Here is a 6,876-nt window from a genome sequence, read left to right as displayed (position 1 = left end):
ACGGCCCACAGCGTCGGCGCGTCCGGGGAGGTGAACCGCTCCTGCCGGGTGGTGCGGATCTGGACGCGGCGCTCGACCTCCTCGTCACTGGCGTCGGAGTATCCGAGCCGGATGACGGCGCGCGAGTAGTCCTCGGTCTGCAGGAGCCCGGGGACGAACTGCAACTCGTAGGTGCGCAGCAGGGAGGCGGCCTCCTCCAGTCCCAGATACACCTCGAACCAGCTCGGGAGAATGTCGCCGTACCGGTGCCACCAGCCGGGGGTGTTGGCCTCCTTGGCGAGTGCCAGCAGCGGGGCGCGCTCAGCGGGGTCGGAGACCCCGTAGAGGGTGAGCAGATCGGCGACGTCGCGCTCCTTGAAGCCGACCCTGCCCAGTTCCATTCGGCTGATCTTGGAGTGCGAACCGCGGATCTCGTAGCCCGCCTGCTCGGTGGAGATGCCGCGCGACTCGCGCAGCCGCCGCAACTGCGCGCCGAGGAGAATGCGCAGGACAGTGGGCCCGCCGCGGCGCGGATAATCGATCAGCCGTCCGGCCGGATCACCTTCGGCCGGAGGTGTTGGGGCAGCTGAATCCTGGGACAAGGGGTCACCAGCCAGTCGACGGGTCTGCTCGCGGGCGGAACGGCACCGCACTATGTTAGAGGATGCTCGGACGTTTTTGGGAAGTAGGAATACCGCCTTGCGGTCCGGGTGCGCCCGAACGGCGGTTGACGTGCGCGAAGCCGCAGTGGAGTCCCCGTGACCAGTGCTGTCGGTGGCGATGCGGCTGCGGAACGTTGCAGAGCCGTTGCATCGGAGTCGCCCCCGAGGTCATTTTCCCGGCACCGGGGCCGGCGGCGGAGCATGAATTGCGGATGGCTCTCCCGCAAAGGGGGCGTCCAATCCTGACAGGCTATTTCGCGGGCTGTCGTCGTCCTCGTGAATGTCCCCTGACCACTTATTTGGCCAACATTCCCCGGAGTATGTTCCGCGAGCCGGCCGGGCGAGTGATGAAGCTCTCGTCCCGCGCGGGCGCGATTCCGGGCGCCCGCGGCGTTCACCCTTCAGGGCGGTGGCCGCGGCCGCCGTTCGACAGGCGAGTACGTCCCACGCAACTGGGAGGACCCATGAATGTGACCCGTGAACGACCGGAGATCCGGTTCCTGACCTCGGGCGACGTCTCGGCCCACGAGCGCGCGGCGGCCGAGCGCGCCGTCCGGGAGGCGCTGACCGGCATCGGCGGCGTCACGTCCGTCCAGGTCACGCTGAGCGTGGTGGCCGACCGGTCGCTGCCGCGCCCCGCCCTGGCCCAGGCCGTCGTCGAGCTCGACGGCCGGCGCGTGCGCGCGCAGGCCGCCGCGCCCCGCATCGACGAGGCCGTCGACATGCTCCGCGAGCGCCTGGCGATCCGGGCGAGTTCCCTGCGGACCGGCTGAGACCTTCCTCCGCGCGAGTTCCCCAAAAAACGAGCGGCGGCGCCCCGCACGGGGACGCCGCCGTCGATGGCTTCCGGGCCCTCAGGCGTCGCGCCTGGCGAGGACGAGGGCGGCCAGGCCGAGCGGTACGAGCGCGTACGCCAGCAGCAGGGCGGTCGCCGCGCCGGGGGACAGCAGATCGCCGTAGACGGAGTTGTCCGCGCTGAGCCCCGCCATCTGAGCGGGCAGGCCGCCGGGCATGACCGAGCCGACGCGCTCGCTCCACGGCTGAGGCAGGTGGAAGACCAGCAGCGGCAGGACGTGCCACAGGAACACCACCGACACGAGCGTCCCCGCCGTGGACCGCAGGAGCACGCCGAGCGACAGCCCGAGCAGCGCGAACACGGGCACCGCCGTTCCCTCGATGAGGAAGCCGGGCAGGTCGTGGGCGACGGAGGCGTGCTGGTCCGGGAACGGGCGGTCGCCGATGACCAGCCGGGTGCCGAGGAACGAGCCGACCGTCGCGGCCTCCCCGGCGACCAGGGCGACCGTCCCGACCACCGCCGCCTTGGCCGCCGGCAGCGCGCGGCGCCGCGGGAGCACGGTGAGGGACGTGCGGATCATCCCCGTGCGGTACTCGGACGTGACGGACAGCGCGCCGAGCACCGCCAGGCACAGCGACGCCGCCCACACACTGAGCTCCTGCAGCGGGCGCAGCAGGAGGTCGTCGCGGCGGTCGGCGGCGAGGCCGTCCCAGACGTGCGCCATCTGGACCGCGAGAAGCACGGTGAACCCGGTGAAGGCCGCCGTCGCGGCCAGCACCCAGTAGGTCGAGCGGATCGAGCGCAGCTTGCGCCACTCGGCGGCGACCGCGTGGGCGATCACGCGTCCCTCCGCGTGAAGGAGAGGGCGCCGGCCGCGAGCGCGGCCACCGTGTACGCGACCAGCAGCGCGATCGCGGCGGCCGGCGCCAGCACGCCGTGGTCGGTCGACGAGCCGGGCGCACCCGCGATCTGGTTGGACAGGCTTCCGGGAAGCGCCGACCAGATCCGTTCGTCCCACGGCGACGGCAGCAACTGGGCCAGGGCGGGCGCCACGAACAGCACGGCCATGCCCGCGGTGATCGTCGCGGCGGTGGAGCGGAGGACGGCTCCCAGCCCGAAGGCGATCAGCGTGATCGCGGCGGTCGTCAGGCCGAGCCACAGCAGATGGACCGCGACGTCCGGCACCGCCCCCTGGAACGTGGCCACGGGACGATCGCCCACGATCGCGTTCCCGGCGGCGGTTCCGGCGGCGAGCGCGGCCAGTGACGCGGTGAGCACCGTCCCCGCCGCCACCGCCCCCTTGGCCGCGTACAAGGCCAGGCGGTTCGGCAGGACGGCGAGCGTCGTCCGGACCATGCCATGCGCGTACTCCGACGTGAGCGTCAGCGCTCCCAGCACCACCGCGCACACCGGTAGCGCCACGGCCAAGGGCTGCTCCGCCGGGGCCGCCCTCGCCCTCGCCTTCTTCGCGGCCGGCAGGCCGTCCCAGTAGCGGGTCACGTACCAGGACCACAGGACACAGAGCAGCATGAACGCCGCGATCGTTCCGAGGACGGCGAAGGTCGAGCGGATGGTCCGGAGCTTGTACCACTCCGCGGCGAGCGCGTCGATCACGGCGCCACCGCCCCGAACTCGGTGCTCCCCGCCGTCAGCTCCATGTAGGCCTCCTCCAGAGAGGCGCTGTGCGGCGTCACCTCGTACAGCGGGATCCCGTGCGCCGCGGCCGTGTCGCCGATCGCGGCCACGTCCAGCCCGGTGACCGTGAGGGCCCCGCCCGGCACGGACTCGACCGAGCCCCCCGCCGCGGCGAGCACGCCGCTCAGCTCCGCCGGACGGGGCGAGCGGACCCGCACTCCGCGGCGGAACCGGTCCGCCAGCTCACGCACCGACGTGTCCGCGATCAGGCGCCCGCGCCCGATGACGACCAGCCGGTCGGCCGTCAGCTCCATCTCGCTCATCAGATGGCTGGACACCAGGACCGTCCGGCCCTCGGCGGCCAGCGCCCGCATCAGCTCGCGGATCCAGCGCACGCCGTCGGGGTCCAGGCCGTTCACCGGCTCGTCGAACATCAGCACCCCCGGATCGCCCAGCAGCGCCGCGGCGATCCCGAGCCGCTGCCGCATCCCCAGCGAGAACCCGCCGACCCGCTTGCGCGCGACTCCGGCGAGCCCCACCTGCTCCAGGACCTCCGCCACCCGCCGCATCCCCATCCCGTTGCTGCGCGCCATCCAGCCGAGATGGTCGAACGCCCGGCGCCCGCCCTGCACCGCGCCCGCGTCCAGCAGCGCTCCCACCTCGCGCATCGGCCGCTTCAGCGCCGTGTACCGCTGCCCGCCGACCAGTGCTTCACCGGACGCCGGACGGTCCAGACCCAGCACGATCCGCATCGTCGTCGACTTGCCCGCCCCGTTCGGGCCGAGGAACCCCGTCACCGTCCCCGGCCTCACCGTGAACGACAGGCGGTCCACCGCGGTGGTGCCCCCGTAGCGCTTCGTCAGTTCGCGTATCTCGATCATGCAGTCGAGAGTCGTACGCGGCCGCCCCGCGCACATCGGAACGCGGGCGGGGGCCGCGCGTGCGACCGTGCTCCGAGAACGTCCCGCCGCCTCCACCCCAGGTATGACGGACACCGGACCGAGGCGCGGGCGTCGCCCGTGCCGCTACCTTTCGTGACGTGGACGAATCCGAGCTGCGCTCCCCGCTCCCGCGGCTCAGCCGGCGCGGCCTCATCGGCCTCGACGCCGGGGCCGCGCTCCTCTACGCCCTCGTGCTCCTCGCGCTGCCGGCGGACACCGGCGCTCCGCCGCTCCTCCTTGTCCCGCTCGTCGCCGCGGCGGCCCTGCCCCTCGCGGTTCGGCGCCTGTGGCCCGTCCCGGTCTTCGCCGCCGTCCTGTCCGCCTCGACCGCCGCGCTGATCCTCGGCCTGCCCTGGGACACCTACGCCGCCGCGGGGTTCGCCCTCTACCAGGTCGCGCTCACCCGGCGCCGCCGCCGCTGGGTCCCCACGCTGCTCATCGGCGTCGTCAGCGCCGTGTTCATCTTCGCCGGAGCCGTCGCCGGTCCCGTCGGAGCGCAGGCCGAGACCCTCGGAAGGGTTCTGCTCGGGGCCTCCGTGCTGGGCGCGTCCTGGACGCTCGGCCGGCTCGTCCGCGAACGCCGGGCCCACGCCGCGCACGCCGCCCGCCGCCTCGCCGACGAGGCCGTCTCCGGCGAGCGGCTCCGCATCGCCCGCGAGCTCCACGACGTCGTCGCGCACAGCATGAGCCTCATCGCCGTGAAGGCCGGCGTCGCCGTCCACGTCGCCGAGGCCCGTCCCGAGGAGGCCCTCGACGCCCTCCGGGTCATCGAGACCACCAGCCGCGGCACGCTCGCCGAGATGCGCCAGCTCCTCGGCGTCCTGCGCACCGGCGCCGCCGACGCCGACCTCGCCCCGTCCCCGGGCCTCGCCGACCTGCCCGGCCTCGCCGAACGCGCCGCCATGGCCGGCGTCCACGTCGACCTGGACGTCGACGCCGGGGAGCTCCCCGACGGCGTCGCCCTCTCCGCCTACCGCATCGTCCAGGAGGCGGTCACCAACGTCGTCAAGCACGCGGCCCCCGCGCGCTGCCGCGTCCGCGTCCGCGCCGACGGGCTCCGCATGCGCATCGACGTCACCGACGACGGGCCCGGCTTCCGCGTCCTGCCGGGCGGCGGCGGGCACGGGCTCATCGGCATGCGCGAACGCGTCATGATGTACGGCGGCGACTTCACCGCCGGCCCGCGTCCCGAAGGCGGCTTCGCCGTGTCCGCCGCCTTCCCGTACGACTCCTAGGAACCCCGTTGGATCTGAGCGTCCTCGTCGCCGACGACCAGGCCCTGCTGCGCGGCAGCTTCCGCGTCCTGATCGACACCGCGCCCGGCCTGCGCACCGTCGGCGAGGCCGGCACCGGGGCCGAGGCCGTCGAGCTGGCCGCCCGGGAACGCCCGGACGTCGTCCTCATGGACGTCCGCATGCCCGAGATGGACGGCATCGAGGCCACCCAGCGCATCTGCGCGGACATCCCCGGCGTCCGCGTGCTGATCCTCACGACGTTCGACCTGGACACCTACGTGTACTCGGCGCTGCGGGCCGGTGCGAGCGGCTTCCTGCTGAAGGACACCCCGCCCGCCGACCTGCTGTCGGCGATCCGCGTCGTCGCGTCCGGCGAGTCGCTGCTGGCCCCGTCGGTGACCCGGCGGCTGATCGCCGAGTTCGTCCGCCGCCCCGGCCCGGCGCAGCCCCCGCCCGCCGCGCTGGACACCCTCACCGAGCGCGAGCGCGAGGTCCTCGCCCTCATCGCCCGAGGGCTGTCCAACACCGAACTCGCCGAGCACCTCCACCTGAGCCCCGCCACCGTGAAGACCCACATCGGACACCTGCTCGCCAAACTCCACGCCCGCGACCGGGCCCAGCTGGTCATCACCGCCTACGAAACCGGCCTCATCCGCCCCCGCTGACATCTGCCCGGACCAGACCGGGCCCCGGTGCCGGCGTGGTGGTCACAGGAGTGCCGGGGCGAGGCGTTCGTACTGGTCGGCGGCCGAGGCCAGGTCGGGGGCGAACACCGTGACGCAGACGTGGTCGGCTCCCGCGTCGAGGTGCCCCTGGATCCGCTTGGCCACGGTCGTCTCGTCGCCCCAGTTGAAGCATGCGTCGATGACCTCGTCGGACCCGCCGCCGGAGACCGCGCCGTCGTCGTAGCCGAGCGTCTTGAGCGAGCGGATGTAGGGGGACCCTGGGAGTTCCAGCATCCCGGTCCCTCTCGCGAGTGCGCGCGCCTTCACCGGATCCGTCTCAAGGATGGCGGTCTGCATGACGACGAGCAGCTTGCCCTCGCCGAGCCTTTCCCGGGCCTGCCTGGTGTGCTCGACGGGCATCGCGGCGGGGAGCGCTCCGTCCGCACGGTCCCGGGCCAGCTCCTGCATCTTCGGGCCCAGGGCCGCGAGCAGCCGCGGAAAAGGCTTCTCGGGCACCGGGGCCGCCTCGACGGCCGCGTCCATGCCGTCGAGGTACTCGCGCATCCGGTTCAGCGGACTGGACCACTTCTGCCCGCTCCGCTCCACGATCGCCCCCATGCTGACGCCCACACCCAGCGCGAGGCGCCCGGGGTAGGCGTCGGCCAGGACCGACGCGGCCCCCTGCATGGCGGCGGGATGCCGCGCCCACAGGTTCGCGATCGCCGAGCCGGCGACGATCCGCTCCGTCGCGGCGAGCATCACGCCCAGCTGCGTGAACACCTCCCGGCCGCCGATGCCCTCGTTCACCCATACCGCTCCGTAGCCCGCGCGCTCCACGCGCTGCGCCGCACGCCGCCACTCGTCGGCCGGCGCGATGGGCGTCACGAGCCCGACGCCGATCCTGCCGAGCCCGGCCCGCGCCGCGTCCACCGCCGTCATCGGTCCTCCTATAATCGGAACGAG

General features: G+C 73.4%; 8 protein-coding genes. 3 read left to right on the top strand and 5 right to left on the bottom strand.

All coding sequences use genetic code 11. The annotated features are described in order from the left end of the window. Nucleotides 1-524: Scr1 family TA system antitoxin-like transcriptional regulator (locus AB0C69_RS02450; RefSeq protein ID WP_360348734.1), on the bottom strand; the 524-nt coding region annotated here is incomplete at its 3' end. Between the two features lie 581 nt (nt 525-1,105). Here AB0C69_RS02450 and AB0C69_RS02445 point away from each other — a divergent pair. Beyond that, nucleotides 1,106-1,414, top strand: a complete 309-nt coding sequence (locus AB0C69_RS02445; protein ID WP_345186027.1) for a hypothetical protein — start codon at nt 1,106-1,108, stop codon at nt 1,412-1,414. Between the two features lie 81 nt (nt 1,415-1,495). On the opposite strand, the gene AB0C69_RS02440 is transcribed toward AB0C69_RS02445, so the two are convergent. Genes AB0C69_RS02440 through AB0C69_RS02430 form a run of 3 tightly spaced genes read right to left on the bottom strand, consistent with a single transcriptional unit; the run spans nt 1,496 to nt 3,953 of the window. Beyond that, a complete protein-coding gene (locus AB0C69_RS02440) occupies nt 1,496-2,278 on the bottom strand; it encodes an ABC transporter permease (RefSeq protein ID WP_360348730.1) in 783 nt (260 codons plus the stop codon). Beyond that, the gene (locus AB0C69_RS02435; RefSeq protein ID WP_360348727.1) at nt 2,275-3,051 is read right to left on the bottom strand and encodes an ABC transporter permease; all 777 of its coding nucleotides are present in this window, start codon (nt 3,049-3,051) and stop codon (nt 2,275-2,277) included. Before AB0C69_RS02435 ends, AB0C69_RS02440 begins: the two co-directional genes overlap by 4 nt. Further along, nucleotides 3,048-3,953 carry an ATP-binding cassette domain-containing protein gene (locus AB0C69_RS02430; protein ID WP_360348724.1) on the bottom strand — a complete coding sequence of 302 codons (906 nt, stop codon included), beginning with the start codon at nt 3,951-3,953 and terminating at the stop codon, nt 3,048-3,050. The genes AB0C69_RS02435 and AB0C69_RS02430 overlap by 4 nt, the downstream gene beginning before the upstream one ends. A gap of 158 nt (nt 3,954-4,111) precedes the next feature. Between AB0C69_RS02430 and AB0C69_RS02425 the strand changes: the two genes are divergently transcribed. Both AB0C69_RS02425 and AB0C69_RS02420 read left to right on the top strand, forming a co-directional pair. Continuing rightward, nucleotides 4,112-5,248 (top strand): sensor histidine kinase, encoded by a 1,137-nt coding sequence (locus tag AB0C69_RS02425; protein ID WP_360348721.1) that lies wholly within the window; start codon nt 4,112-4,114, stop codon nt 5,246-5,248. Nucleotides 5,249-5,256: 8 nt separating this feature from the next. Beyond that, on the top strand, nt 5,257-5,913 hold the full coding sequence (locus AB0C69_RS02420; RefSeq protein WP_345186014.1) for a response regulator transcription factor: 657 nt from the start codon (nt 5,257-5,259) through the stop codon (nt 5,911-5,913). Between the two features lie 42 nt (nt 5,914-5,955). On the opposite strand, the gene AB0C69_RS02415 is transcribed toward AB0C69_RS02420, so the two are convergent. Continuing rightward, nucleotides 5,956-6,852 carry a TIGR03620 family F420-dependent LLM class oxidoreductase gene (locus tag AB0C69_RS02415; protein WP_360348718.1) on the bottom strand — a complete coding sequence of 299 codons (897 nt, stop codon included), beginning with the start codon at nt 6,850-6,852 and terminating at the stop codon, nt 5,956-5,958. Nucleotides 6,853-6,876: the final 24 nt, after the last annotated feature.

Source organism: Actinomadura sp. NPDC048032 (assembly GCF_040653175.1).
Lineage (GTDB): Bacteria > Actinomycetota > Actinomycetes > Streptosporangiales > Streptosporangiaceae > Spirillospora > Spirillospora verrucosospora.
Note: the sequence above shows the minus strand (reverse complement) of the source record. Positions and strands in the feature narration are given on the sequence as shown.